Source organism: Hyphomicrobium methylovorum (genome assembly GCF_013626205.1).
GTDB classification, from domain to species: domain Bacteria; phylum Pseudomonadota; class Alphaproteobacteria; order Rhizobiales; family Hyphomicrobiaceae; genus Hyphomicrobium_B; species Hyphomicrobium_B methylovorum.
In genome coordinates this window covers 770,021-796,505 of record NZ_QHJE01000001.1, presented here as the reverse complement: position 1 = coordinate 796,505, position 26,485 = coordinate 770,021, and the positions used below count along the sequence as shown (strand labels likewise).

24 protein-coding genes, 1 tRNA gene and 1 pseudogene are annotated in these 26,485 nt (G+C 59.2%); 14 read left to right on the top strand and 12 right to left on the bottom strand.

The features are described 5' to 3' along the window. Window positions 1-4 precede the first annotated feature (4 nt). Window positions 5-1,009, bottom strand: a complete 1,005-nt coding sequence (locus tag DLM45_RS04055; RefSeq protein WP_181335704.1) for a sulfate ABC transporter substrate-binding protein — start codon at window positions 1,007-1,009, stop codon at window positions 5-7. A gap of 376 nt (window positions 1,010-1,385) precedes the next feature. Between DLM45_RS04055 and DLM45_RS04050 the strand changes: the two genes are divergently transcribed. The 3 genes and pseudogenes from DLM45_RS04050 (at window position 1,386) to DLM45_RS04040 (ending at window position 2,924) form a co-directional block, all read left to right on the top strand. Beyond that, a complete protein-coding gene (locus DLM45_RS04050; protein WP_181335703.1) occupies window positions 1,386-1,736 on the top strand; it encodes a hypothetical protein in 351 nt (116 codons plus the stop codon). Window positions 1,737-2,048: 312 nt separating this feature from the next. After that, window positions 2,049-2,513 (top strand): annotated as a pseudogene (locus DLM45_RS16715) (RHS repeat-associated core domain-containing protein); the annotation flags it as partial. A 12-nt stretch (window positions 2,514-2,525) separates the two neighbouring features. Then, complete coding sequence (locus DLM45_RS04040; protein WP_181335702.1) at window positions 2,526-2,924, top strand: DUF4279 domain-containing protein; 399 nt, start codon at window positions 2,526-2,528, stop codon at window positions 2,922-2,924. A 458-nt stretch (window positions 2,925-3,382) separates the two neighbouring features. Here DLM45_RS04040 and DLM45_RS04035 read toward each other — a convergent pair. Further along, window positions 3,383-3,456: transfer RNA gene (locus DLM45_RS04035), tRNA-Gln, on the bottom strand. A 168-nt stretch (window positions 3,457-3,624) separates the two neighbouring features. After that, the gene (locus DLM45_RS04030) at window positions 3,625-4,431 is read right to left on the bottom strand and encodes a M15 family metallopeptidase (protein ID WP_181335701.1); all 807 of its coding nucleotides are present in this window, start codon (window positions 4,429-4,431) and stop codon (window positions 3,625-3,627) included. A gap of 205 nt (window positions 4,432-4,636) precedes the next feature. Here DLM45_RS04030 and DLM45_RS04025 point away from each other — a divergent pair, with 205 nt between their 5' ends. The 7 genes from DLM45_RS04025 (at window position 4,637) to DLM45_RS03995 (ending at window position 11,615) form a co-directional block, all read left to right on the top strand. Beyond that, window positions 4,637-5,914, top strand: coding sequence for a Ppx/GppA phosphatase family protein (locus DLM45_RS04025; RefSeq protein WP_246317145.1), 1,278 nt, complete (start codon window positions 4,637-4,639; stop codon window positions 5,912-5,914). Next, a complete protein-coding gene (locus DLM45_RS04020; RefSeq protein ID WP_181335700.1) occupies window positions 5,911-6,657 on the top strand; it encodes an SAM-dependent methyltransferase in 747 nt (248 codons plus the stop codon). Before DLM45_RS04025 ends, DLM45_RS04020 begins: the two co-directional genes overlap by 4 nt. Window positions 6,658-6,701: 44 nt before the next feature. After that, entirely contained in the window at window positions 6,702-7,211 is a 510-nt protein-coding gene (locus tag DLM45_RS04015; RefSeq protein ID WP_181335699.1) for a DUF6790 family protein, read from the top strand. 251 nt (window positions 7,212-7,462) lie between these two features. Next, entirely contained in the window at window positions 7,463-8,977 is a 1,515-nt protein-coding gene (gene guaB / locus DLM45_RS04010) for an IMP dehydrogenase (RefSeq protein ID WP_181335698.1), read from the top strand. A 36-nt stretch (window positions 8,978-9,013) separates the two neighbouring features. Next, a complete protein-coding gene (locus DLM45_RS04005) occupies window positions 9,014-9,436 on the top strand; it encodes an MAPEG family protein (protein WP_181335697.1) in 423 nt (140 codons plus the stop codon). An 11-nt stretch (window positions 9,437-9,447) separates the two neighbouring features. Next, window positions 9,448-10,740: an RsmB/NOP family class I SAM-dependent RNA methyltransferase gene (locus DLM45_RS04000; RefSeq protein WP_181335696.1), complete on the top strand. Its 1,293-nt coding sequence runs from the start codon at window positions 9,448-9,450 to the stop codon at window positions 10,738-10,740. A gap of 290 nt (window positions 10,741-11,030) precedes the next feature. Further along, window positions 11,031-11,615 carry an SET domain-containing protein gene (locus tag DLM45_RS03995; RefSeq protein WP_181335695.1) on the top strand — a complete coding sequence of 195 codons (585 nt, stop codon included), beginning with the start codon at window positions 11,031-11,033 and terminating at the stop codon, window positions 11,613-11,615. A gap of 12 nt (window positions 11,616-11,627) precedes the next feature. Here DLM45_RS03995 and DLM45_RS03990 read toward each other — a convergent pair whose 3' ends face one another. Beyond that, window positions 11,628-12,026 carry an SET domain-containing protein gene (locus DLM45_RS03990; RefSeq protein ID WP_181335694.1) on the bottom strand — a complete coding sequence of 133 codons (399 nt, stop codon included), beginning with the start codon at window positions 12,024-12,026 and terminating at the stop codon, window positions 11,628-11,630. A 93-nt stretch (window positions 12,027-12,119) separates the two neighbouring features. Between DLM45_RS03990 and DLM45_RS03985 the strand changes: the two genes are divergently transcribed. Together DLM45_RS03985 and guaA are read left to right on the top strand one after the other, a co-directional pair. Then, window positions 12,120-12,572: a TspO/MBR family protein gene (locus DLM45_RS03985; protein WP_181335693.1), complete on the top strand. Its 453-nt coding sequence runs from the start codon at window positions 12,120-12,122 to the stop codon at window positions 12,570-12,572. Between the two features lie 104 nt (window positions 12,573-12,676). Then, window positions 12,677-14,224 (top strand): glutamine-hydrolyzing GMP synthase, encoded by a 1,548-nt coding sequence (gene guaA / locus DLM45_RS03980; protein ID WP_425485194.1) that lies wholly within the window; start codon window positions 12,677-12,679, stop codon window positions 14,222-14,224. A 147-nt stretch (window positions 14,225-14,371) separates the two neighbouring features. On the opposite strand, the gene DLM45_RS03975 is transcribed toward guaA, so the two are convergent. Further along, the gene (locus tag DLM45_RS03975; RefSeq protein ID WP_181335691.1) at window positions 14,372-14,638 is read right to left on the bottom strand and encodes a hypothetical protein; all 267 of its coding nucleotides are present in this window, start codon (window positions 14,636-14,638) and stop codon (window positions 14,372-14,374) included. A gap of 283 nt (window positions 14,639-14,921) precedes the next feature. Here DLM45_RS03975 and DLM45_RS03970 point away from each other — a divergent pair, with 283 nt between their 5' ends. Both DLM45_RS03970 and DLM45_RS03965 read left to right on the top strand, forming a co-directional pair. Continuing rightward, on the top strand, window positions 14,922-15,977 hold the full coding sequence (locus DLM45_RS03970) for a YeiH family protein (RefSeq protein WP_181335690.1): 1,056 nt from the start codon (window positions 14,922-14,924) through the stop codon (window positions 15,975-15,977). A gap of 21 nt (window positions 15,978-15,998) precedes the next feature. Further along, window positions 15,999-16,925, top strand: coding sequence for a LysR family transcriptional regulator (locus DLM45_RS03965; protein WP_181335689.1), 927 nt, complete (start codon window positions 15,999-16,001; stop codon window positions 16,923-16,925). Here DLM45_RS03965 and aat read toward each other — a convergent pair. The 7 genes from aat to DLM45_RS03930 form a co-directional block, all read right to left on the bottom strand. Then, window positions 16,922-17,584 carry a leucyl/phenylalanyl-tRNA--protein transferase gene (gene aat, locus DLM45_RS03960; RefSeq protein WP_181335688.1) on the bottom strand — a complete coding sequence of 221 codons (663 nt, stop codon included), beginning with the start codon at window positions 17,582-17,584 and terminating at the stop codon, window positions 16,922-16,924. The genes DLM45_RS03965 and aat overlap by 4 nt on opposite strands. A 60-nt stretch (window positions 17,585-17,644) precedes the next feature. After that, window positions 17,645-18,985, bottom strand: a complete 1,341-nt coding sequence (accC, locus tag DLM45_RS03955; RefSeq protein ID WP_181335687.1) for an acetyl-CoA carboxylase biotin carboxylase subunit — start codon at window positions 18,983-18,985, stop codon at window positions 17,645-17,647. A gap of 42 nt (window positions 18,986-19,027) precedes the next feature. Then, window positions 19,028-19,534, bottom strand: coding sequence for an acetyl-CoA carboxylase biotin carboxyl carrier protein (gene accB / locus DLM45_RS03950; RefSeq protein ID WP_181335686.1), 507 nt, complete (start codon window positions 19,532-19,534; stop codon window positions 19,028-19,030). Window positions 19,535-19,595: 61 nt separating this feature from the next. Then, window positions 19,596-20,054 carry a type II 3-dehydroquinate dehydratase gene (aroQ, locus tag DLM45_RS03945; RefSeq protein WP_181335685.1) on the bottom strand — a complete coding sequence of 153 codons (459 nt, stop codon included), beginning with the start codon at window positions 20,052-20,054 and terminating at the stop codon, window positions 19,596-19,598. A gap of 161 nt (window positions 20,055-20,215) precedes the next feature. Next, window positions 20,216-21,076 (bottom strand): DsbA family protein, encoded by an 861-nt coding sequence (locus DLM45_RS03940; RefSeq protein WP_181335684.1) that lies wholly within the window; start codon window positions 21,074-21,076, stop codon window positions 20,216-20,218. A 33-nt stretch (window positions 21,077-21,109) separates the two neighbouring features. Beyond that, window positions 21,110-22,516: a M48 family metalloprotease gene (locus tag DLM45_RS03935; protein ID WP_181335683.1), complete on the bottom strand. Its 1,407-nt coding sequence runs from the start codon at window positions 22,514-22,516 to the stop codon at window positions 21,110-21,112. A gap of 224 nt (window positions 22,517-22,740) precedes the next feature. Beyond that, window positions 22,741-25,797, bottom strand: a complete 3,057-nt coding sequence (locus DLM45_RS03930) for an Rne/Rng family ribonuclease (RefSeq protein WP_181335682.1) — start codon at window positions 25,795-25,797, stop codon at window positions 22,741-22,743. Between the last annotated feature and the right edge of the window lie 688 nt (window positions 25,798-26,485).

Sequence of the window (26,485 nt, the reverse complement as noted above, 5' to 3'; positions counted from 1 at the left end):
GTGATTAGTGCCGTGTCGTTGTGATCTGATCGTAGATGCCGCCGTCAGCGAAATGGGTGGCCTGAATTGCCGACCATGGCCCGATCTCGGTTTCGGCGTTGAATGTTTCGATCTGCGGCAGCCCCGACGCGCTGAGAATCTCAGCGTTTTGCGGACGGAAGTGATGTTTCGCGATGATCTTCTGAGCTTCGTCCGAATACAGAAAATCAAGGAATCCCTTCGCCAGCGCCTCGGTCTTTCTTGCCTTGGCAACCTTTTGGACGACAGCAACCGGCGGCGCAGCTTCGATGCTCAGCGACGGATAGACGATGTCGAAATTGCTTCCGTCAATTTCGGACTTGATGAGGGCAGCTTCGTTCTCGAATGATACGAGTACATCGCCAATTCCGCGCTGCGTGAATGTAGTCGTCGCGCCGCGACCGCCGCCATCGAACACCGGCACGTTGGCGAATAGTTTGGAGACGAAATCTTGTGCTTTATCGTCGGTGCCGAGTTTTCGCTTTGCGTAGCCCCACGCCGCCAAATAACTGTAGCGACCGTTTCCGGACGTTTTCGGGTTCGGAATGACGACCGACACACCGCTTCTAATGAGATCATCCCAATCCTTGATATTCTTGGGATTGCCTTTCCTTACGAGAAAGACGCTCGTCGTCGTGTAGGGTGCCGCGTTGTTCGGAAATTGCTTCCGCCACTCGCTGTCGATCAATCCCTTCTTTGCGAGAAAGTCTAAATCTGTCGCTTGATTGAGCGTGACGACGTCGGCGTCCAGCCCCTGATCCACAGCCTGAGCTTGCTTGGTCGAGCCGCCGTGAGATTGTTTGACCTCGACGTTTTCGCCAGTCTGATTTTTCCAGGCGGCCACGAATGCCGGGTCGATCTCTTTGTAAAGCTCTCGAGAAACGTCGTAGGACGCATTGAGAATGACCGTCTGCGCCGCGGCGGTGTACGGAAGCAAAGAAACAACTGCCGCGGCCAAACCGAAGCGAGCGACAAGACGTCGGGCGATCATATGGATTTCCATTCGTAAGTTTCGATCGCCAGAGCTTTTCAAAACCCCTCAAATCTTCAAACCAAGAAAAAATGGGAAGCTTAGAAGCGACGCATCAGCGGTCTACGCGGATCGCTACAGATCCAGAGGCGTGAGATGCATTTAGCGCGATCGTAAAACTAGGAAATCCTCCGCCGCCCAAAGTAAAACAATGCCTCATTGATCGCAAACGAACACCCGCAACCTGTGAAACATGTGGATCGTCCAAGTCCACAGCCCAAACCTTAGCGTCATGGGACATTGGCGCGGCCTGCTTGACTTTGTGCATTTTCCAACCGCAACTTTGCGCGCCGACGTTGTTGCCACTCACCCTCAATAATTCTACGGAGAAACTTGCGTGGCAAAATCCCTGCCAGATCCCAACTCGCGGCTTTGTATTTGGATCGAAGACGGAGAAGTAAAATGTTATGCAAATAGACCTGCGTTGCTCTACCTGGCTAAAGAAATTCGGCGAATTGCGGACGCTAAGTCAGATGATTATTATGAGGTGCACCTGAAGTCTGAATTGTTCAGTTTGGCCAAAAGTGGATCTGGTGCAATCCCAAATGTCTGGGTTGTCGACAAGAGGAAACCGGCGCAGTCTACGCATCTTGCTCTAACGGATTTCGAAGTGACCATCATGCACGTAGGTGAGAGTGAATTGGATAAATTGCGAAAGTCACAGCATTCAAGGGACGCAAGGGATTAAAGTAGCCTGTTTACTATTCTTGTAATCGTTTTGGTTGGCGATTGATCAATTCTCATCGTTATTATTTTCGTTCTCCCGGAGACGGAAATCGCACCGACGCGGCAAGAACGAGCTGAGGTCGATCGACCCATCGCTGCCATCACCAACGTCAATACGGCTTCACCCGCTACGCTGTACGTTCACGTCGATCACCTCAATCGTCCGGTCACTATGACAAAAGCTAGCAAGAACTCCGTGTGGGAAGCGGTTTAGAAGGCTTGGCGTACGCCACACTCTCCAACGGGATCGGAGTCGCTCGACGCCCCCTTCCCAGGTCAATGGTTCCAGCTCGAAGCAGGTCTCAATTACAATTGGCACCGCCACTACGACCCGGCAACCGGACGATATACCCAGCCCGATCCTCTCGGTTTTGTTGATGGACCAAGTGTGTATGCGTACGCGGGGGATAGCCCGCAGAGATTTGTCGATAAGGATGGGCAACAGATATTAGCACTGCCCTGGTGCCATTCATCACCGTTAGCTTTTGCAGCGTGCACACTGCCACCGATAATTGCGATGTGCATGCCAAGCCGACCGCCGGGATATTGGGATGGACCTAAGGGCGCTGGCGCGTGGGGACGCAGAAATAATAAAGCTCCAAGAGAAACTCGTCGAAAGTTTCATGATATCAAACAAAATGACCCTGGATCTCGAGGTGATGACGACTATTTTACAAATCCTGACACTGGGGATGTCATAGGTCCCGATGGCGAAAGTGCAAGCAATCTTGGCGACTAGAAGGAAGAGGGTATGGATGTTGCGTTGTATCTGTATGGCGAGAAGCTTTATCCTCCTCGTGTTACTGAGGTCATGAAAGTTTTGCCGACAAAATCCTGGTCTAAAGGAGAAAAAGTTGTAGGCAAAAATTCTGGTACCGTAGTGGTTGCTAAAACCGGCCTATGGATGCTTAAAACCAATTCCGCTTCGGACGATATTTGCGTGCATTTGGACGAGTTGCTCAACGTTCTGGAAATAGCAAACATCGAAAACATACATCAAATTTTAGGAGTTCAGTTGGCGAAGGTTGACATATTTATATTGGGCGAAAGTAGTTCGAAAATTACCCTCAGCATAAACGATGCACGGCTTTCCAAGTTGGCGTCGCAGAAATTGAGAATGGATATTACATTGGGTCGTTTAGAAGTGTAATATTTACGAGCAAAGTAGCGAGGAATTGTTCCGCCACTGCGAATGAAGCAGCTCCTCGTTATCGGATAAAGATTGGTCAATTCCAAGGTCGATCGCCGATCGTTACCATTACGGGCGTCATGCCGCCTTAGTCGGAGAGCTCGACGCTCAACTAGCGCTCCTCTTTTATTCTTGGCGACACGGCAGATGACTGATGATTTGTCGGTACTAATGCCAACTGGAAGTTTGCTTTGTTCACCAAGGTATCGATGATTATGAAATCGTCAGTACGGCAGCCGAGAAGAGGCTTGAAGCGAAATAGCGGAGGTTGCTGGTAAGCAATTTCGCGAAGACGAGGCGCATAGGCTGCTCGTAAATTGACCGATGTGGGAACATTGGGGGAGCTAGAGTCTAGCCTCGTGGTTCGGACAGTCGAACTGGGCCGAAGTCCCAAGAACATTCAATGGGCTAGCAAGCTGTGGCTGGGGGACTAGGATTCGAACCTAGACAGGCAGAGTCAGAGTCTGCAGTCCTACCATTAGACGATCCCCCAATGCCGGGATCGAGCGGACGATGTCCGCCGGAGCGCGGGTCATAGCAGCCGCGCATCGGGTTCGCAAGCTGGCACCTGTCTGAATTCGGCAGCCGTCCAGGGCCGTTCTGTCGCGCCGAGGCCAGAGCCCAGCCAGCCGCTTGCCGTGCGGCGCGCTGGGCCACCGCGCTAATCGATCAGATCTACCAGCTCGGGCCGGTACTCGAAATGCATGGTGTCGTAGTGATACCAGCGGCCGCCCCAGATGAACCCGTGTTTCTCGAAGATCTTGACGATCTCCTCCGGCACCTCGTTCCGGTAGCGCGGGGCGCCGTTCGCGCCGTGCTTGTTCCAGCGCCAATAGTCCGAACGCTTCACGCCAATATCGATGGCGATGCCATACCCATGAGCGGAGAGACGGTTCGTCCCCGCAATCGGCCGGCAAATGTACGTTCCCGCAGATGGCACAAGGAAAACGTCGAACTTGGAGGGCAGCGCATCCAGTTCGTCGCTGACGGCTTGCAGCTTTTTCGCGGCGCCATTTACGGTCGTGAAGAGCAGGGTCTGCTTGGAGCGTTTGGGCAGCCAGGCTACGCGCGCAAGTGATCGTGCGAATCCTGGCTTTCGGCAATCGCCGTAGATCTTGCTGAAGAACGCAGCGTTCCGCGCACGACCGGGATCGGAGTCATGCTCTGGCGGCGTGAGCGAAGCGCCCCATGGATAGGGCTGACGGAACATGTCGTCGATATCTGGATCCGCGAGTCGTTCCTCAGCCGATTTCGCTTTGCCATCGTCGAAGAGGAGACGCGTACCGTCCAGGAAGACAACCGACGTCCCGTCGATACCAGAGACGAACTCGGGATAGGCAGCCTTGAGGCGCGCCGCAATGCGGCTGCGGTCCAAATCGGTTTCGGCGGCGCCAGCGGTAGCGGATGCAACGCACGCGGCCAGCAGGACGCAAAGGAACATTAACAACGGCCGCAATGAACTCAGCATGTTCAAATCCGATGGCGTTAAGGCAGGGAGACCGTCATCGTGCGCATTGTTCACCCTGAGTTTTCGCCGTTTTGCCCGCCGGAGCTTTACGGAGCTTGGCGACCTGATACACTTGCCCTCAACCGAGGTCCAGAATGTTGGCCTGAAGTGCGCACGGCGTCCGTCTAGGAAGCTCGTGCTATGACCAGGTCCTGGAGAGAAAACGTTGAAGCCTGTTGAACCAGGTCCTGACGCTGCGTCCCGTATTGAAAGGGCCGCAAACGGCGAGGATGCTCCGCTCTCAGGTCAATCGTATCCGTTTCAGCGCGGCAGCGACACGGATCGGCGCAACCATCTATCGAGCGCAGCGTCGAAGTCGTTTCCGCGCCAATCATCACGCGCGGACGCGCCCAGCCGCGGCCTGCAACACGGCGATGGCGCCGACGTCGGCAACGAGCCCGTGTATGGCGCACTCGATCTCGGAACGAACAACTGCCGCTTGCTACTCGCGCGTCCCTCACGCCGGGGGTTTCGCGTCGTTGACGCGTTCTCGCGCATCATCCGTCTGGGCGAGGGCGTGAGTCAGGCAGGCCGCCTCGGTGACCAAGCCATGGCGCGCACCATGGACGCCCTGAAGGTGTGCGCAGGAAAGCTGCAGCGCCACGGAGTTGAGCGCGCGCGTCTGGTTGCGACGCAGGCGTGCCGCGTCGCATCGAACGGGCCATCATTCATTGCACGTGTTCGCGAGAGCTTCGGGTTGGAGCTCGAAGTGCTGACGCCGGAGATCGAAGCGCGTCTCGCCGTTGCGGGTTGCGCCACGTTGATCGATCCCGAAGCGGAATTCGTTCTCGTCTTCGATATCGGCGGCGGCTCCTCGGAAATCATCTGGCTCGATATGACTCGCCTGCGCTCGCGCCGGGACGTGCTCGCCGGCCGGGCGGATCTCGAGGACGCAATCGTCGCCTGGGCCTCGTTACCAGTCGGCGTGGTGACGCTGTCGGAAAAGTTCGACGGCCGCAATGTCACGCCGGAAACCTTCGCGGCGATGTCGGACGCTGTGGCGCAGCTCCTGCTGCCATTCGAGGCCAAGCATCGTTTTACTGAACGTCTGGCTGGCCGATCGGTGCATTTGCTTGGCACCTCGGGCACGGTTACGACGATTGCGGGCGTGTTGCTTGATCTCGACCGTTACGATCGGAAGCGCGTGGACGGGATATGGCTTAACACGTCAGATATTGACGACGTAACCAACGAGCTGCTGGCGCAAAGCTATGAAGAGCGCGTTCTTCAGCCCTGTATCGGTCGCGAGCGGGCCGATCTCGTACTTGCCGGTTGCGCTATTCTCGACGCAATTATGAAACTCTGGCCTGCCAGCCGGCTGCGCGTCGCTGACCGTGGCTTGCGCGAAGGAATTCTGATGCACTTGATGATGGAAGACGGCGTATGGCGGACCGGCCGCCGGCGGCGTGGTAAGCGCCGGTCCGGACAAGGATCCGCAACGTGACAGGTAAGGGCGGCGGCGCAAAAAGCGGCAAGGGCAAGGGTACGCGCAGCAGTTTGAGTGGCGGGCAGCGTCAGCTCCGAACGGCGGTGAAGAGCTCCAACAAGCGAACGGCATCATCGCAACGGTGGCTCGAGCGCCAGTTGAACGACCCCTACGTGGCGGCCTCGAAGCGTGAGGGCTTGCGATCGCGCGCGGCGTTCAAGCTGCGTGAAATTAACGGACGTTTCAATTTCTTGAAGTCCGGCCAGCGCGTCATAGACCTCGGCGCCGCGCCCGGCGGCTGGTCGCAAATCGCGGCCGAGATCGTCAAGGCTCTCGATGGTAAGGGGCAGGTCATCGCGATCGACTATCTGAATTTCGAACCCATACCGGGCGTCGAAATCCTAGAGATGGACTTCACGGCTCCCGAAGCCGAGGACGAGTTGAAGTCGCGCCTTCGCGGCGGCCGCGCCGACGTCGTTCTGTCAGACATGGCTGCGCCGACAGTCGGACACGCGAAGACGGATCACTTGCGCATCATCGGTCTCGCGGAAATTGCGGCGGCGTTTGCGGCAGACGTGCTCGAACCCGGCGGAACGTTCCTTTGCAAAGTCTTTCAGGGCGGAACAGAGCGCGGTCTGCTCGATATGCTGAAGCGGGATTTCGCCGTTGTGCGCCACGTGAAGCCGCCAGCAAGCCGTGCTGAAAGCTCGGAGCTTTACGTGCTCGCGACGGGATTCAGAGGCGGTGCGTCAGAAGAATAACGCTGCGGGATAGACACGCATCAGGAAACTGAGGAGACAATTCGATGGCTGACGCAATTCGCTTCGTTTTGACCAATCTTCCGGCCCTTCTGTTCATATCCGCGGTGTTCATCGCATTCATCACGCGCAGCCCAGCATCAAAAGCACATCGCTATCTGGCTTGGCTGCTGCTTCTCTCGGTCGGCGTCGAAGGCGTTTGGGCAGGAGCGTTCCACGTCTTCTTCCCGGAGACGGCAGCGTCTTACATTGGCTGGCAAGACAGTCCGTTTCAGTTTGAGATCGGCGTGGCCGATATGGCGATCGGCATCACCGCGATAGTCTCGTTCTGGCGTAGCCTCGATTTCAAGACGGCCGTCGTTTGCTATATCGTGTTGTTCTACATCGGCGTCGCGATTGGACACGTGCATCAGGCGATGCTCGCCAACAATTTCGAGCCCGGCAACTTCGGCGTGCTGCTGTTGTTGACCCTCGCCAAGGTGGTCATCCTGACGGGGCTGGCGATTGCAGCAAACAGGGAAGCGGCGGGATCGGCGGCGCCAATGTCAGCGCGCTGAGGCGAGGTGCCTTCGACCGTATCCGGCCTTGAATCTGACGGAGGCTTTGAACCCCCTGCCACGCTATATCGCCCAGTTTGGCGACATCCATGTGACGTTAAACTGCGTACGCCCTGAAATAGCGTACGTTGATCCACATTTGACGCGGGCGCGATGGCTTCCAACGCTGGTATCTTGGTGCTATAGACCCCGCGACAATGTTCGCCCTTGGGGGCTGGAACGTGTCGCCCCCCAAATCTGGAGAAGTTCGCATGACTTCGAGCCTGTCGGCGCTCGACTCGGGGGTCGCTTTAACCTTTGACGATGTCCTGCTCGTACCGGGTCCCTCCGATGTTATGCCCGGCCAAGCCGACGTCTCCTCGCAGCTCACGAAATCCATTCGGCTGAATATTCCGCTTCTATCGTCGGCGATGGACACGGTGACAGAGTCCCGCCTCGCGATCGCGATCGCTCAGGAAGGCGGCATCGGCGTCCTTCATCGCAACCTCACGATTGATGAGCAGGCCCGCCACGTCGCGATCGTAAAGCGCTACGAAAGCGGCATCGTCCTCAATCCCGTTACGATCTCGCCCCGCAAGACGTTGCAGGAAGCGTTGACGTTGATGGCGGAAAAGGGCGTTACGGGCGTTCCCGTCGTCGAAAGCAAGAATGATTTGCCGGATGGCAGCGCAGGTAAAGGCAAGCTCGTCGGCATTCTGACCAACCGCGACGTGCGCTTCGCCACCAATCTCAATCAGCCGGTATTCGAGCTGATGACCAAGGAAAACCTCATCACCGTGAAGCGCAATGTTGCGCGTGAGGATGCCAAGCGGCTGCTGCACCAGAACCGCATTGAGAAACTGATCGTCGTCAACGATCAGAATGAATGCATCGGACTCATCACCGTCAAGGACATCGAGAAGGCTGCGAAGTATCCGCACGGCTCGAAGGATGCGCAGGGCCGGTTGCGCGTAGCAGCAGCGACCACGGTCGGCGAGGATGGCCACGAGCGCACCGCGCGTTTGATTGAAGCCGGTTGCGACGTGATCGTCGTCGACACGGCACACGGACATTCGGCCAAGGTGATCGAAGCCGTTGCCCGGATCAAAAAGAAGTCGAACAGCGTACAGGTCATCGCCGGTAACGTCGCGACGGCGGACGCAACCAAGGCGCTGATCGACGCTGGCGCAGACGCCGTCAAGGTTGGCATCGGGCCGGGCTCTATTTGCACGACCCGGATCGTGGCAGGCGTTGGTGTTCCGCAGCTCACCGCCGTTATGGAATGCGCCAAGGAAGCGGCACGTTCAGGTGTTCCGGTTATCGCTGACGGCGGCATCCGCTTTTCCGGCGACATAGCAAAGGCAATCGCCGCAGGCGCATCATGCGTGATGATCGGCTCGCTGCTCGCCGGAACCGATGAAGCGCCGGGTGAGACGTATCTTTATCAAGGCCGCACATACAAGTCATATCGCGGCATGGGCTCTGTCGGAGCAATGGCGCGGGGCTCGGCTGACCGTTATTTCCAGGCGGAAGTGCGCGACGCGCTGAAGCTCGTGCCGGAAGGTATCGAGGGCCAGGTTCCCTACAAGGGACCGATGGGCTCAGTCGTCCATCAGCTTGTCGGCGGCCTTCGCGCAGGCATGGGCTATCTCGGAGCCAAAACCATTCCGGAAATGCAGAAGCGCGCCAAGTTTGTGCGCATTTCTCCGGCGGGCATTCGGGAAAGTCACGCTCACGGCGTTCTAATCACACGGGAAAGCCCCAATTATCCGGGATCCGGCGTATAGTCGTCCGCATCGGCTTTATCCAACAGAGAGGCTCCGATGACGGTCACTGATTTTCTTCTGCCGACATTCGTTCTCGTCGCGCTCGCGTTCGCGCTCCATTTGATGATGGCGCGTGAGCGGATGGGAGCCTTGATGAGTGGCAAAGTCGCGCCCAAGGACGTTGACCTGCGCCAGCCGAATTGGCCCGCGCGCGCGACGCAAATCGCCAACGCGTATCACAATCAGCTTGAGCTCCCGATGCTCTACTATGTGCTGATTGCCTTCATCCTCATCACCCGCGTCGGCGATATTCTGTTGTTGGTGTTGGCTTGGCTCTTCGTCATCTCGCGTCTCGTTCATGCCTACATACACGTCACCAGCAACAACATCTCGTGGCGTTCCAAGGTCTACGGCCTCGGCTTGGTCTTGCTGATCGCGATGTGGATTATCTTCGCAGTCAAGATTTTGACCGCTGCCTGAATGGAGTTGTTATGAGAGCTGGAGCCCGGATCGCCGCGGCGATCGAGGTTCTGGACGCGATCCTCACTCGTTATCAGCCTGTCGCCATCGCATTGACCGATTGGGGCAAGACGCATCGATTTGCGGGATCTGGCGACCGGAACGCTATCGGCGGCCTGGTGTATGACGCGTTGCGTCACCGGGCGTCGCTTGCCTGGGCGCTTGGCGCCGACACGCCTCGCGCGCTGGCCATAGGTGCGGCTCCGTCTGCGCTGGGCCTTTCCACCGAAGTCGTGATTGCAGCTTGTGACGGCGCCGATCATTCGCCGGGACCGTTGTCAGACGAGGAACGCTTGGGCCTGACACGTGATCGCGCAGACGCGCCGGCCTGCGCCCAAGCCGATATCCCCGAATGGCTCTGGCCTGCGTTTTCCAGCCAATTCGGCGAGAACGCCGTCGCTGAGGGGCAGGCGATGGCGAAACGCGCGCCAGCAGATCTGCGCGTCAACACGCTTAAAGCTACGCCCGAGAAGGTTTTGAAAGCTCTGACGAGCTTCGGCGCAGTCGCGTGCCCGATATCGCCGATCGGCGTTCGAATTGCTCCGCCGGAGGGTGCGCAGCGAACGCCGAACCTTCAGGCTGAGGCTGCTTTCCAAGCCGGTTGGTTTGAAATCCAGGACGAAGGCTCGCAAATCGCGGCCTTGTTGGCAGGCGCTGGCTCGCGCAAGCAGGTGCTGGATCTCTGCGCTGGGGCGGGCGGTAAAACGCTGGCACTCGCGGCCGTCATGCAGAATACCGGGCAGCTTTATGCCTACGACGCCAACCGTCTGCAGTTGAAGCCCATCTTCGACCGCATCAAGCGGGCGGGGGTGCGCAACGTTCAGGTGCTTCGCGGCGGCGATGAAGCAGCCCTTACCGCTCTCGGTCCGCGCTTCGATGTCGTTCTGTGCGATGCGCCATGCACCGGCTCAGGCACTTGGCGGCGGCGTCCCGATGCGAAGTGGCGATTGAAGCCCGACGCTCTGGCGGCGCGCATGGCGGAACAGCGTTCGGTACTGGCGCGCGGCGCGACCCTCGTGAAGCGCGGCGGCCGATTGGTGTACGTGACGTGCTCCATTCTGCCCGAGGAAAACACCGGCCAGGTCGCCGAATTCCTTGCGGCCAACAGCGAGTTTCGGATCATTCCAACGGCTGAAGCCTGGGCCGCGGCCGGATCGGCAGAGTTGCCCCCCTCCGCTGACGGGCGCAGCGACTCACTGTTGCTCACGCCCGCCCGGCACGGCACGGACGGCTTCTTCGTCGCCGTGCTGGAACGCGCGAGCTAGACCTTTCCCGTCCAAATTTTCAGCATGCTCGGCTGGCCGGATCAGCCGAGCCGGGCCTCCCGTTGGCGTAAGTTTGAGCATCTCTAATGGGTCCCAGATCCGCGATGATCTGAAATAAAATTTGACCGGCGTATAGCACCGCAATTGCCCATCTTTCGACGTTGACATCGCCAGCGGCCATCTTATGTGATGCGTCGTTTGTCATTGGCTGACGACAAATCTAGGGACGCGCTGCGGTGTCGTTTCACTCCGTCGCGTCTCCTGCTCACACGGCCAGTTGGGGTCACTGAATGAGCGACAGGCCAAACTCCTTTCTTTCTCCCAAGTGCGAAGTTCATCTCACACCCAACCGCGGCGGCCACACGGTCGTTGCACGCGGCGCGATCGCCAAAGGCGAATTGCTCGTCGTCTGGAGCGGCACGCTCGTAACCGGTGAGGAGCTGAACAGCTTGTCTCCGACGGTCCGGCGCTACTGCCTTCAGGTCGAGGAAGACCAGTATCTCGTATCGCTGTCGGATTGTGAGCCCCCGGACTACGTCAATCACAGCTGCAGCCCGAACGCTGGACTATCCGGGCAGATCGCTCTCGTCGCGATGCGCGATATCGCGGCCGGTGAAGAGATCACCTACGATTACGCGATGAGCGACGGCTCGCCTTACGACGAGTTCGCATGCTCGTGCGGCTCACCGCACTGTCGCGGCCATGTCTCGGGTGACGATTGGCGTCGGTTCGAACTTTGGCAGCGCTACGCGGGCTATTTCTCGCCCTATCTGCAACGCCGCATCGCGAGCGAAAAGGTTCTTCGAGCCGTTGCGGTCAAACGCAGGGCGTATCGCCGAAAGGCACCAGCGGTGAATGTGCTGCCGGGCGAATGATAGACGCCGCGTCTATCGCTCGGTGCCGAGCTTGCGGTTCGCATCCGCGTCGAAGCTTTGGTAATCGCACGTCAGTTCTTCACCGGCAGCAATATCGCGCGTCGCGACGTCGTACCCTTCCACAGCGCCCGCTTCGTGAACACCTGCGGTATTTGGATCGTCGGCGTGGTTCATGAAGCGCGCATTGTCGGCGCACAGCACGTAAAGCCCGCTGGCGTCGTCGAGGTAGACGTGATCGAGAAGATTGCTGCGCGCGGGCTCAGGCAACGCATGGATCTCGTCGCCGCGAAAAAGCCTGTCGAACTCCGGCACGAACCGCCACGTCACTGTGCCCTTCTTGATGTCCTCAGCCGCGAACAATCCGATTCCGGCGATGGGGCTCAGGCCAAGCTTCGTCTTGATTGTCAGCATCGATTGTCATCGCCTCGCTTGGCCCGTATGGATTGGTCGCGAAGGCATATCCTAGGCTCGGCGTGAAGTTGAGGAAATGGACACCCAGTAGCAATGAAAAACATTGGCTCCCTGATCGTCTTCCTTGCCCTGGTTCTACTGGTCGCCATGTCGGGCGTAACCTTCCGGCCCGGAGCCTGGTACGAGTCCCTTGCTAAGCCCGAATGGACGCCGCCGAACGGACTGTTCCCGATAGCGTGGAGCATTCTCTACATCATGATCGGCATCGCCGGTTGGCTCGTTTGGCGAGCCGCGGGATGGAGTGCGGCCATCGTCGCCTGGGGCGTCGGACTTTTTCTCAACGGCCTATGGTCGTACCTGATGTTCGAGCGGCACGACATCGGCTTGGCGTTTGCTGACATCACCGCGCTCTGGCTTGCGATCGTCGCGTTTATCGTCCTCGCCCGGCGGATCGATACCCGGGCGGCCTACCTATTCGTCCCCTATCTGCTCTGGGTAACTTTTGCCGCGGCATTGAATTGGACCGTCTGGCAAATGAACGCGTAGGCCGCAATTTCGGCGCCCTTTGCACGCCACGCGGCGGCCTTGCCGTTGCAGCAGAAGCCGCGATCGCGTAGGGGGAGGGCTCTGAAAGGGAGATGCCCGCAATCGTGACAGACTCAGTCCTCATCATCGACTTCGGCAGCCAAGTAACGCAGCTCATCGCGAGGCGCGTACGAGAATCCGGCGTTTACTGTGAAATTCATCCCTTCCAGAATGCCGCCGAGGCCTTCGAAAAGCTCAAGCCGAAAGCCGTCATCCTCTCTGGCGGCCCGGCCTCCGTCACCGAGGACGGTTCGCCCCGCGCGCCGGCTTCGGTGTTTGAAGCAGGCATCCCGGTATTTGGAATCTGTTATGGCCAGCAGACGATCGCGACGCAACTCGGCGGCGCAGTCGAAGCCGGGCACCATCGCGAATTCGGCCGCTCTTTCCTTTCGGTCAAAACAGCGAGCCCGCTATTCGAAGGCGTATGGACGCCGGGCACGCAGCATCAGGTCTGGATGAGCCATGGCGACCGCGTAACGCGCTTGCCGGAAGGCTTTGAAGTTATCGCAGCAAGCGAGAACGCGCCCTATGCGGCCGTGGCCGATGAAGCGCGGCGCTTTTATGCCGTCCAGTTCCATCCCGAAGTCGTACACACCCCGGATGGCGCAAAGCTCATTTCGAACTTCGTCCACCGCATCGCCGGGCTGAAATCCGATTGGACGATGGCGGCCTACCGCCGCGAAATGATCGCCAAGATACAGAAGCAGGTCGGCAAAGGTCGCGTTATCTGCGGTTTATCCGGCGGCGTCGACAGTAGCGTTGCAGCCGTCCTGATCCACGAAGCGATCGGCGATCAGTTGACGTGCGTTTTCGTTGACCACGGCTTGATGCGCCTCAGCGAAGCCGACGAAGTCGTGAACCTGTTCCGCAATCACTACAACATCCCCCTCGTGCACGTGGATGCCTCGAAGCGCTTTCTCGATGCGCTTGCTGGCGTTTCCGATCCTGAAGCGAAACGCAAGGCGATCGGCAAAAACTTCATCGATGTGTTTGAAGACGAAGCAAAGAAGATCGGCGGCGCAGAGTTTCTCGCCCAGGGCACGCTCTACCCGGACGTGATCGAAAGCGTATCGTTCACCGGTGGACCGTCGGTCACGATCAAATCGCATCACAACGTCGGCGGCCTTCCCGAGCGAATGAATATGAAGCTCGTGGAACCGCTGCGCGAGTTGTTCAAGGATGAAGTGCGCGCGCTCGGCCGGGAACTCGGACTGCCCGAAGCATTCGTCGGTCGCCACCCGTTCCCAGGGCCGGGCCTCGCGATCCGCATTCCAGGCGAAATCACGGTCGAAAAGCTCGATATTCTTCGCAAAGCCGATGCGGTCTACCTCGACGAAATCCGCAAGGCAGGCCTTTACGACGCGATCTGGCAGGCCTTCGCCGTGCTCCTTCCGGTGCGCACCGTTGGCGTCATGGGAGACGGCCGGACATACGATCATGTGCTCGGCCTGCGCGCCGTCACGTCGGTCGATGGCATGACGGCTGACTTCTTCCATTTCGACATGGAGTTTTTGGGCCGCGTCGCAACGCGCATCATCAACGAGGTAAAGGGCGTGAACCGCGTCGTCTACGACGTCACCTCGAAACCACCCGGTACGATCGAGTGGGAATGATTTTGGCTTGCTTAAGCGCGGCCGATAGCACGTCAGAGTCTTCAAAACACACCGAACTGGCCGCTAGCCGTTCGTAGAAGAAACAATCGCCTCGAAGCTCATGGCTTCGAGGCGTTGCTGTGTTTGCTTGTGCTGACAGTCGGACTGTTACCAGCCGTAACGGCAATCCAGGAAGCGGCGCTTCCAGTAGCGCGATCCTGTGTACTGCCAGCGGTTATAGAGATAGCCGCAGCTTGAGTAGCCGCCGTTCGAATATCCGCCGCCACCGAGAACGATACGCAGCCCGTGATTGTGGTGATGGTGATGCCCCATCGAATGGCCTCCACCATGGCCGTGTGCGCTTGCACTAGCGACATCACCGCTCATAGCGGCGACGACGATGGCGGTTCCAACGATGAGAGACTTGAGGGACATGGGGGTGCTCCAGAATTGAGTTGCAAACGAGCCTGGAAGAAATCCGGTTGGCTCCGTCGCGATGGCGAATATTTCAACGCAATCTCGATGAGCGGACGGTCGCACGGAGACACGCGCCCGCCTGTTCCGCGCGGAACACCTCATGATCTGCGTAATTCTGGAAACGGATCAGCCGACACGCAGCACAGCAATCGTTCGATTAAAACGATTAAAACAACAAATATTATGAATTGGATCGATTGATTGAATGCCGCCAATGTTGCTCCACGAATGGAGCTAAGAAATGCCGGAAACAACGTCTCAGACCCGTGATCTGCAGAACTCTATAGCTGCGCAATCCTCACGCAGCAGCGTGGCTGCGATCTGGCCGGGGCTTCTGTTGTGCTCAGGCATTGCGGCGGCGTCGTTCGGCTTGCGAGAACTGCCGGGCGTCGCGATCTTCAGCCCGATGATCCTGGCAATCGCGCTCGGCATCGCGCTTCACAATTCCATAGGAACGCCAAGCCTCGCCAAGGCCGGCGTAACCTTCTGTCTTCGCAGGGTGCTGCGCGTTGCGATCATCCTGCTGGGCCTGCAACTGACGGCCGAGCAAGTAATCGACGTCGGAGCAGGAGGCATTGCCATTATCGCGGCTACGCTCGTGTGTACGTTCCTATTTACGATGTGGCTCGGTCAGAAGCTTGGCGTGGAGCGCAAACTCTCCGAATTGATTGCCGCCGGGACTTCGATTTGCGGCGCATCAGCTGTCATCGCAACGAATACCGTCACCGATGCTCCTGACGAAGACGTTGCGTATGCGGTCGCCTGCGTCACCGTCTTCGGATCGATTGCGATGTTCGTCTATCCGCTGATGCCGGGCGTGTTGCATCTGGACGCTCATGCCTACGGGCTTTGGGCGGGCGCCTCGATCCATGAGATCGCGCAGGTCATGGCGGCCGCCTATCAGGACGGCCAGCAGGCAGGGGATGCAGCGGCAATCGCGAAGCTGTCGCGCGTCGCGATGCTGGCGCCGGTTGTGATCGTGCTCGGCATTCTTGCCACGCAGAGATCGCGGTCCGGCAACCAAACACGCTCGCCCTCCAATGTGCCGATGCCATGGTTCGTTCTTGGCTTCATCGCGATGGTCGGCGTCAACAGCCTCGTCACGGTGCCTGCAGAAGCAAAAGCGCTGATCGTTGCTCTCACGACGTTCCTCCTGTCGATGGCGCTTGCCGCCATGGGGCTTGAAACGGATATAGCGAAGCTCAGGGCGAAAGGCGTTCGGCCCTTGCTTTTAGGCTTCGCAGCCTTTCTCTTCGTGGCGACATTCAGCCTATGCCTTATCGAGACCGTAGGTTGAGAACTGCCCAAGAGATGACCCATGACGCTCGAACAGCTTCGTATCTTCGTTGCCGTCGCTGAGCGCGAGCATGTCACGCAAGCAGCGAAAGAGCTGAGCCTGACGCAATCGGCGACGAGCGCCGCGATCTCGGCACTCGAAACCCGTTACGCCACCAAGCTGTTCGACCGCGTTGGCAGACGCATCATGCTCACTCAGGCGGGCAAGATTTTTCTCGTTGAGGCCAAGGCAGTTCTGGCGCGCGCGACGTCCGCGGAAAAAGTGCTCGCGGATTTGGCGGGTCTTGAAAAGGGTTCGCTGACGATCGGTGCAAGCCAAACTGCGGGCAACTATTGGCTGCCTGCCATCATTCGCCAGTACCAAGAACGGTTTCCAGGAATTGCTATCGCAATGAAGATCGGGAACACCGAAACGGTGGCTGCCGATGTCGAAGCCGGAATCACAGACCTTGGATTCATAGAAGCAGACGTCGACAACCCCGCGCTGTCCGTCGTGCCTGTTGCTGACGATGAAATTGTGTTGGTTGCGGCGCCCGGCCATCCGTTGGCGAAGCGAAGCGGACGGCCAACTTCGGCGCAGCTTGCGGGTGCGTGCTGGGTGGTTCGCGAAACAGGCTCGGGAACGCGCGCCATTCTCGAAGCGGCCCTGTTGAAACTCGGCATCCAACCGGGACGCATGGATATTGTGCTGGAATTGCCATCCAATGAGGCTGTTCGCGGCGCCGTTGAAGCCGGAAGCGGGATTACGATCATCTCGAAAGTCGTGGTGGCCGCATCGCTCAAAGCGAAAACGCTCGTCGCCCTCGACGTTGCGTTTCCAAAGCGCAGATTTTTCGCGCTTCGTCACAAGGAACGCTATTTCACGCGGGCCGAGCGTGAATTCGTCGATGTGGCGATGAAGAGATCGGACGCAAATCCGGCAGCACGCAAGCGCGCTCAAAAATCCTAGCCGACGATCTCGGCAACTTCGGCACCCGTCGCGTCGCGGCGCAACGCGAAAAAGTCCGCGTCTACTTCCAGCGCCTTTTCCAGCTGAAGCTGAAACGCCGTGCGATTGAGTTCAATCGTTCCGAACTGGCGTAGGTGTTCCGTTACGAATTGCGTATCGAGCAGCCGGTAACGGCCCTGGATCAAGCGCGCAGCAAGGTGCACCAAAGCGATCTTCGAAGCATCGCGCTCCGTCGAGAACATGCTCTCGCCGAAGAATGCGCTTTTGAGCGCGACGCCGTACAGCCCGCCCACCATCTCGTCGCCGTTCCAAACCTCGATCGTGTGACACGAGCCCAGTTCGAAAAGATCGCGATAGAGCGAGCGAATACGTCCATTGATCCAGGTGGACATGCGCCCGGCGCGCGGCGCAGCACATCCGTCGATCACGCGCTCGTAGTCGCTGTCGACTTTGACCGTGAACGGCGTCGTCCGAACAGTCCGCAGGAGACGTCGCGGAATATGAAGATCGTTGAGAGGGAGCACGCCGCGGTGCTGAGGCTCGATCCAGTAAAGTGCGGGATCGTCCGCACTTTCGGCCATCGGGAAAATACCACAGCTGTAGGCCTTCAGGAGAACCTGCGGTGTGATCTCGAACAGCGGGTCATCGCGCGAAGCCATGCCGGTACTCGCCAAGCGGACAAACGAGAGGTGCGCGAACGTCCTCGCGCAAAGGCAACTCTACTTCATCCCGAGATATTTTTCGAGCCAGTGAATGTCATACATGCCATCCGCGATATCGGGCTCTTTTACGAGATTTTGAAATAAAGGGATCGTTGTATCGATGCCGTCGATCACAAACTCAGAAAGTGCGCGGCGCAACCGCATGAGGCAATCGTTGCGCGTCTTGCCGTAAACCACCAGTTTGCCGATCAAGCTGTCGTAGTACGGCGGTACGCGGTAGCCCTGATAAACGCCGCTGTCCACGCGCACGCCAAGCCCGCCCGGCGGATGCCAATACGTGATCTGGCCCGGCGAAGGGCGGAAGTCAGTGGGATTCTCGGCGTTGATCCGGCATTCGATTGCGTGTCCTCTCAGCTCGACGTCGTCCTGAGTGAAGCTGAGTGGCAATCCAGCCGCGACGCGGATTTGTTCCAGCACGAGATCGACGCCCGTTACCATCTCGGTCACCGGGTGCTCGACCTGCAGGCGCGTGTTCATCTCGATGAAGTAGAATTCGCCGTCTTCATAGAGAAACTCGACGGTGCCCGCGCCGCGATACTTGAGCTTGCGCATCGCCGCGGCGACTGTTTCGCCGATTTTCTGGCGCTGCGAAACATTGAGCGCAGGCGAAGGGCTTTCTTCCAGCACCTTTTGATGGCGGCGTTGCAGGGAACAGTCGCGTTCGCCAAGGTGCACGGCATTGCCGCGGCCATCTCCAAAAACCTGGATTTCGATATGGCGTGGCTTCTGCAAATATTTTTCGATGTAGACAGCGTCGTCGTTGAACGCAGCCTTTGCTTCGGATCGCGCTGTCGATAAGGCTTCGCCAAGTTCCGCAGCCGACGTCGCGACCTTCATGCCGCGTCCGCCGCCGCCTGAAGCGGCTTTGATGAGGACGGGGAAGCCCATTTCCTTGGCGACTTTCATCGCCTCGGTCTCACTGTTGATCGCTCCGGCAGAGCCCGGCACCACCGGAATGCCGAGGCGCTTCGCAGTCTCTTTCGCTTCAATCTTGTCGCCCATGATGCGGATATGTTCCGACGTCGGGCCGATGAAGGTGATCTTGTGTTCTTCGAGAATTTCGGCGAACCGCGCGTTCTCGGAAAGGAAGCCGTATCCGGGATGCACGGCGTCGGCGCCGGTAATCTCGCAGGCCGTCACGAGAGCGGGAATATTCAGATAGCTTTCGCGCGCCGACGGAGGACCGATACAAACGCTCTCGTCCGCAAGACGCACATGCATGGCGTCGGCGTCGGCCGTCGAATGAACGGCAACAGTTGCGATCCCGAGTTCGCGGCAGGCGCGCTGCACCCTAAGTGCGATCTCTCCCCGGTTTGCGATCAGAATTTTATCGAACATCTGGGCTCCAGCGTCGTTCCAGTGCGTCGCGCACTGTCGGCGCTATTCTATGATGATCAGGGGTTCGCCGTATTCGACGGGCTGCGCGTTCTCGACCAGGATGGCCTTGACCGTGCCCGACCGAGGGGCGGGAATTTGGTTCATAGTTTTCATGGCTTCGATGATGAGCAACGTATCGCCCTGCGTGACCTTGCTGCCGATCTCGCAAAAGACTGGAGCGCTGGGTTCTGGCGAGCGATACGCAGTGCCGACCATCGGTGACTTCACGGCGCCCGGATGCTTGGAATAGTCAGTCCCGTGAGCAGCCTTGGGGTCTGACGCAGGTGCTGCCTGCGGTGCCGCTGCTGCCGGCAAAGCCGCGACGGGCGGCGGTGCGTAAGCATAGGACGGCTCGGCTTTGATCGAGATTTTCTTCGCCACGCGGATTTTAAGGCCGCTCTTCTCGATTTCGATCTCGGTCAGGCCCGTATCGTTGAGAAGCTCAGCCAGCTCGCGGATCATCTGGCCTTCGGCGCTGCCCGGCTTCTGCCCCTGGTCTTTTGCGGTCATAGGTCCTCTATCCTCGAGGTTGGTCCGGTTGCGCCGATTTATAGCCTAAGTGAAGCGACGGTCACGCTGACTTCTGGGATTTTGCGCCCAGGATCCCCGCCATCGCCTTTATAGCGAGTTCGTAACCCGTACCGCCAAGGCCGCAGATGACGCCCGTTGCCGCAAGTGAAACGTAGGAATGCTGGCGAAACTGGTCGCGCCGGAAGATGTTGGATAAATGCACCTCGATCACCGGCAGCTCGGCGGCCTGGAGGGCGTCGAGAATGGCAACGGAGGTGTGGGTATAGGCGCCGGCATTGATGATAATGCCCTTCGCCTTGCTGCGTGCCTCCTGCACCCAGTTCACCAGCTCTCCCTCGATGTTGGATTGCCGAAAATCGAGGGTTACGCCGTTCCGTTCAGCCTCTGCCTCGGCCCGCGCGCGCAAGTCCGCAAGCGTTTCGCTACCGTAAATTTCCGGTTCGCGAACACCGAGCAGATTGAGGTTGGGGCCGTTTAAAACGTAGACGACGGGAAGCATGATTGGAGGTGTCCGGGCGCTGGGCAAATCCCCAGCCAATGGAAGGAACCCCGGTCTACCAGCTTTCTCCGTGGCCGCAAAGTCAGGGCAGGGCGGGCACATCGTCCGCCCTGCGCAGGTATTAATTACAACACGTTAACGCACGTTTCCGGTCGTGCCGATCAGCACGTGGAGCAGCCCTTCTTACGGAAATCGGTGACGAGCGTCTCAAGCTGCGCATGCAAGTCTTCCGGAGCCCCCGGGATGGACTTGTCGCCGACGAGGAAGTGCGGCGTGCCGTTGATGCCCATCTCCTTCGCGAGAAGCATCATGTCCTTCAGCTCGTTCGTGATCTCATCGCTCGCCATGTCGGTTTTGAGCTTGTCCACGTCGAGGCCAAGTGAACTCGCGAGCTTGAGAGCACTGTCCTTATCAGAATGCCCTTTCGCGCTGAGCAGGGCCTGATGCATTTCCCAGTATTTGCCTTGGCGCTTCGCAGCGAGAGCGATGCGCGCCGCTTCTTCCGAGCCCTTGGATAGGATCGGCAATTCCTTGAAGACGAGGCGAACCTTCGTATCGTCCTTTATGAGCTGCTGCACTTCCGACAGGCCGCGCTTGCAGTAGCCGCAGTTGTAATCGAAGAACTCGACGACCGTGATATCGCCATCGGGATTGCCCGCCACCGAGCTGTTCGGATTGCGATAGATCCTCTTGTGGTTGCTATCGATGAAGGACTTGAGCTTGGTGTCCTGATCCTTCTGAACTTTTTCCTCGAGTGCCGTCTGCACGTCGAGCATCACGTCGGGATTCTTGATCAGATAGTCACGAATGATTTCGCCGAGCGCTTTTTTCTGATCGTCCGAGAAGGTCGACCCACCGGCCGTCGGCGTAATCGGCTCAGCATGCGCAAAGCCCGACGGTCCGGACGGTGCGGCTGCCAGGAACGCAGCAAGCGCCAATGCCCCACATACGGGAGTGAGTGCCATCGGTTTAGCCGCGCGAACGAGCTTGGCAGCCTGTCGAAAAAGACCTGTCGGTGTCATGATTTATGATCTCACTGTGGGGGCTGAAGCCGCTTACGTTTGCGGCTTGTAGTTGATGATGTCGTCGTTCTTTAGCCATTCCGGCGAACCGGACCTGAGTTGCGCCTGGGCGCGCTTCGCAAAGTTTTGAGCTTGCTTCACGTCGCCTTCGTAAAAATACGCCTGCGCCGTCATGGCGTCGGCTTCTGGTCCTTTTCCCTGCTTGTAGTAGGCGTTCGCCAATAGCCGGTACGCCCGTCCGTTTTGGTCTGTTACCAGCGCCTTACGTAAGAGATCGACCGATTCCTTCAACCCTGCCGCATTGTTACCGTCCTGCAGGGCGCTCGCGAGCTCGACCTGGATCAGCGGACTTCCGGGTGCGAGCGCAAGCGCCTGCCGGAGATCGGGAATGGCCTCTTTCTTGCGGCCGGACCGCATGAGCAGATCCGCCTTCAGTTCATAGAAGTAGGGGTATTCCGGATTTTCCCGGATCATAACGTTGATGTCCCGCACCGATGCTTCGAGTGCGCCGCCCCCGCCGCGAAAGAACAGGGCGATCGCACGGGCATACCGCGCCGGAAGCGACGTGTCGCTCGGGGGATATCTGTTCGCCACCGTTGATGGAGACTCCAGATAGCCCGAAAGCTTGGCGCGCATCAGGTCGTGGCGCAGCTGAAGCGAGGGCGGGTCCTTCTGATTGGCATACGGGCTCGACCGCACGAGTTCGCTCAGTCGTGCAAGGCGATCTGTCGAAAGCGGATGCGAACGAATGAACGGATCCTGCAGTCCTTCCGAGAGATATTCTTGCTGTTTGAAACGCTCGAACGTTGCGAGCATTCCCTGGCCTGACTGTTTCGTCGCCGTCAGATACTTTAGGCCAGCCTGGTCGGCAGCCGATTCCTGAGACCGCCTCTCAGCCAGCAGACCCTTCATGATGATGTTTGTGCCGCCCTGCATGATAGCCTGGCCGCCCTGCATGGTTTCTTGGCCAGAGCTTCCGCCTGCAACGCCACCCGCCACCATCGCGCCGATGCCGAGAACTTGAGTGAGCAACGCGCGCGTTTGATCTTTCGCGATGCGCGCGCGCAGGGCCGCCATGTGCCCGCCTGCGATATGGCCGCTTTCGTGGGCAATGACGCCGATAACTTCATTCGGCGTGTTGGCCTGCATGAGAGTGCCAGTGTGGACGAAGACGTTAGCGCCGTCGACGACGAACGCGTTGAATGCGTCGTTGTTGACGATGCGAACCGTCACACGGCCGCCGCCGATGCCCGCGGCGCGGAAGACGGGTTGAGCGTAATCCTGCAGCAGCGCTTCGATTTCAGCGTCGCGGATCAGCGGAAGCCCTTGCGCCTGCGCCGCGCCAACGCTCATCTGCAACGCAGTCAGCATCGCACCGGCAACGACGATTGAGCGCCCCCGCAGCAACGATCTGAATTTTGCAGTACACGTTGCAGTCATTGTGACGGCCTTAACCTCGAAGCGCGTTTCGACAACACGCGGATAAGCAGGCAAATTTATGCGGCGGACCCCTCAGGGTCAAACGCTCTCGGCACTATCCGAACAGTCATTACAATTGGGCGCCACAATGGCGCGGCTCCTGCATGGGGCAGAAATGGAAAAGGCCGCAGCGAACGCTACGGCCTTTTGCCAATCGATTGAGTTCGATGAAACGGGGCGCGGCCCTATTCGCCGCTGAGTTTGCGTTGCCACCAACCCTTGCGTTGCGGCGCTGCAGCAGTCGATGCCGCGACATCCTCAGTCTGTTCGCCAGAACCGATCACCACGCGCTCGATACGCGGTTCAGTTGATCCCGATTCATGCCGTCGGCCACGTGCCGGTGCCGCCGGGGCAGGCGCAGGCGCCTCTTCGGCAACGGGCGCGGCTGCTGCAGGTTGTTCGACCTGAATGGGAGCTGGCTCCACGGCCTCAGGCTCGTCACGTGCCGCCGCCGGGGCGTCGTCCTGGTTCGAGTCGTCTGACGGCTTGTCCCAAACGCGCCGTGGCTTGCGCGCGCTTGCTGACTTGCTGGCTTCAGCATCTTCCTGCGTGTTTACGGTCTCAACATCCGAGGCCGCATCCGGCTCGAAGTCATTGCGTTCATCGCCATCCGAATCCGGCTGCGAACCATTATACTCAGGCTGGTCGGCAGCATCCGCGGCAACAGCATCACCGTTCTCGCGATTGCGATCGCGGCCACGTCGTCCACCGCGGCGGCCGCGACGGCGGCGCTTCGCTGTGCGTTCGCCATTGGCCTCGCCGTTTTCCGCATGTTCGGCATCCTGAACGGTCGGCTGTTCACCGAAGCCGTCCTCGTCGCCGTTCTGCTCGTCGTCCGCGCCCTCTCCGGCAGTTCCGTTGGCGCTGAACGAGTGGCCGTTTTCATCGTCGCGCGAGCCTGCGCTGTAGCGGTTGTCATCTCCACGATCGCGATCACGTCCACCGCGTCCGCGACGCCGACGCTTCCGCCCACGGCGCGCGCCGCCTTCTTCTCCCTCACCACGCGAGTCGCGCTGGCGATCAGTCGAGTCGTCTTCGACGTCCCCGACTTCGATAATGTGTTGGTCGCCGTCAAATGCTGGCGGCTCATTCTCGCTGTCGAAGCCCCAGTCCATATTGACTGCGGCGTGTTCCGCACGACGAGGCGCAGCCGTTACGGCACCGCGATCGACTGTAAAGTTCGCGCCCTGAACGCGGTCGCTTCCCATGACCGTCACGGAATGGCCGTGGCGCACTTCCATGTCGGCGATGTAGGCGCGCTTGCTGTTCAGGATGTAGAGCGCAACGGCGGGTGTCGTCGTTGCGATCAGCGGGCAATTAGCGCCTGCGGTGATTGCATCTTCGATACCGCGCAGAACCGCCAGCGCCACGCTCTCGGTCGACCGGATAATGCCGGTACCTTGGCAATGCGGGCACTGCGACGTCGATCCTTCGAGCACGCCGGTTCTGAGACGCTGGCGCGACATTTCCATGAGGCCGAAGTGCGAAATGCGGCCAAGTTGAATTCGGGCTCTGTCAAATCGCAGCGCATCCTTCAGGCGTCGCTCGACGGCCCGGTTGTTGCGCTTCTCCTCCATGTCGATGAAGTCGATGACGATAAGCCCGGCGAGGTCGCGCAGCTTCAATTGCCGGGCGATTTCGTCGGCAGCCTCAAGGTTCGTCGCCAGCGCGGTTTCTTCGATCGAGAATTCGCGCGTCGATTTTCCTGAGTTGACGTCAATCGCGACCAGCGCTTCCGTCTGGTTGATGACGATGTACCCGCCGGACCGCAGCGTGACCTGCGGCTGGAACATCGCGTTGAGCTGCCGCTCGACGCCGTAGCGCGTGAACAGCGGCGTCGGATCGCGATACGGCACCACGTTCTTGGCGTGGCTCGGCATCAGCATCGTCATGAAGTCGGCCGCTTCCGCATGCCCCTCTTCACCCGCGACGACAACTTCCTCGACGTCCTTATTGTAGAGATCGCGGATAGACCGCTTGATCAGGTCGCCTTCTTCATAAACGAGGCTCGGCGCGGTGGACTGGAGCGTCAACTCGCGCACGCTCTCCCAAAGCCGCAGCAGATATTCGAAATCGCGCTTGATCTCTTGCTTCGTGCGCGCGGCACCTGCCGTGCGAATGATGAGCCCCATGCCCTCCGGAACTTCCAGCTCTTGGGCAATGGCCTTCAAACGCCGACGATCCTGTGCGTTCGTGATCTTGCGGGAAATGCCACCGCCGCGTGCGGTATTCGGCATCAGAACGGTGTAGCGGCCAGCGAGCGAAAGGTACGTCGTAAGTGCGGCGCCCTTGTTGCCACGCTCTTCTTTGACGACCTGAACCAGAATGATCTGCCGACGCTTGATGACTTCCTGGATCTTGTAGGTGCGCGGCCGGCGGCGCGGGCGCGAACGACCGCCGTCGCGGAAGCCCGACTCTGAACCTTCTTCCGGCTGTGCATCGCCTTCGTAGTCACCTTGCGGTGCGTGATCATCCGGCTGCGCGTAGTCGGTGTGATGATCTGGCTGCTCGCTGAAAGTATCCTGCTCCGGCGCCGGGCCTTCCTCGGAGGGCGCCTGAGCGGAGTCGTGCGTGTCCTCAGCGGCGTCGCTGGCGACAACTTCGGGTTCAAAGGTGTTGTCGTTCTGCGCGGTGTCAGGCTGGCCGGTTTCGTCGTTCGCAGCGTCTGCGATCGTCTCCGGCGTCGCGAAGCGCACATCTTCGCTGGTGATGTGAACCGACGCGGCAAACGTCTTCGACGTAGTAACTTCCCCGTCTCCGCCAATTTCCTCGATGTGTTCGTCTTCTTCAACATCGACGATGTGAGAGGGTTCGGTTTCGTCGTCGCCTTCGCCCGAGTCCTGTTCGCTGAAGCCGCCTTCTGACGCGTTGGATTCGCCCTGCGAACGATCGGCTGCACGTCGCGACATGGCTTCCGCGCGCCTGTCGGCGGCAGCTTCGAGTTCCGCTTCTGCAGCCGCTTCCTCGTCGAGGAGCGCCTGCCGATCGGCAACCGGGATCTGGTAGTAGTCCGGATGGACTTCGTTGAAAGCTAGGAAGCCGTGGCGATTTCCGCCGTAGTCGACGAATGCCGCCTGCAACGAAGGTTCAACGCGCGTCACCTTTGCGAGGTAGATATTTCCCCGCAGCAATTTGCGGGCGGCGCTTTCAAAATCGAATTCTTCTACGCGGCCATTCCGCTGCACCACGACCCGGGTCTCCTCGGGATGCGTGGCATCGATAAGCATTTTCGTATTTGACATGGATTGAATTCCCTGGCGCGCCGAGGCGGCCCACATTCTGCGCCGTTTAGAACGGCAGCTATTGCGGGCGTCGCGCATCGGCGCGTTGTGCTGGCTGAACGGATGAATCGGATAATCGGCCGACGCTCTGCCCGCAGCATTTGCGGTCCGATAGCGCGCCGCGAAAGCGGCGGTTCGGACGCGCGCGCCGGCGGGATGGAGATCCCGTTGATGCCGGCTTCAATGGTGCAGCTCGTCGTCATGGCCTGTCGTGTACAGCCCGGCTCACGCCCAAATACGGGACGTCGACCGGGAATTGGTTGTGCGACGCCAAACTGGCGTCGGGTGATCATTATTCGGCCGCCTGGTCGATCGGAGCCTGTCCGAAGACGGTCCGGGTGGCCGGCACAAGATACAAGTCCCTTGACGAACGGCCGGGGCCGAGGCGTCAAAGCGCGCATGTCGCAGGGCGAGACCGAATTTTCATAGGGTCCGCTTCAAGCGGATGCGATCCGAAGTTCCCGATTACCTGTGAACGCAGAGCCTATTCACTGCAGCAGGCCGACCGGGGTGCGCTGACGCTTGCCGAACCTTCCCAGCCAAGGCGGGATGTGTCTTCAGCGCCACCGAATATGGTGAAAGTCTACGAGGTCCCCCCTGGACTGGCAAGTGATATAAAACACCAGGCGGGGGGCCGTCACAGACCATC